This is a genomic window from Salifodinibacter halophilus (assembly GCA_012999515.1).
In the GTDB taxonomy this organism is placed as follows: Bacteria; Pseudomonadota; Gammaproteobacteria; order Nevskiales; family Salinisphaeraceae; genus Salifodinibacter; species Salifodinibacter halophilus.
Genome location: JABEEB010000109.1, coordinates 1 through 319, shown reverse-complemented (window position 1 = coordinate 319; position 319 = coordinate 1). Strand labels below are relative to the sequence as shown.

Here is a 319-nt window from a genome sequence, read left to right as displayed (position 1 = left end):
TGCGCCAGCACGGCGTGGCGCGGCAGGTGCAGCTGACCTATTCGCCGGTGCCGGGCAAGGTCGGCCAGGACATCACCGGCCTGGTCCAGGTCGAGGACGTGACCGAACGCCTGCGCGCGGAAGCGCGCGTGCACGCGCTCAACCGCACCCTGGAGGCGCGCGTGGCGCTGCGCACGCGCGAGCTGAGCCAAGCCAACCAGGAGCTGGAGGCATTCGCCTACAGCGTCTCCCACGACCTGCGCGCGCCGCTGACGCGCCTGCGCAACCGCCTGGAAGAACTGCGCCGGCGCGAGCCCGGGGCGCCCGATTCCGCCCCGGG

Annotated in this window: 1 protein-coding gene; it reads left to right on the top strand. The window is 74.0% G+C overall.

Annotation, left to right across the window (positions count from 1 at the left end; genetic code table 11):
* Positions 1-319: hybrid sensor histidine kinase/response regulator (locus HKX41_10915; protein NNC24641.1), on the top strand; the 319-nt coding region annotated here is incomplete at both ends.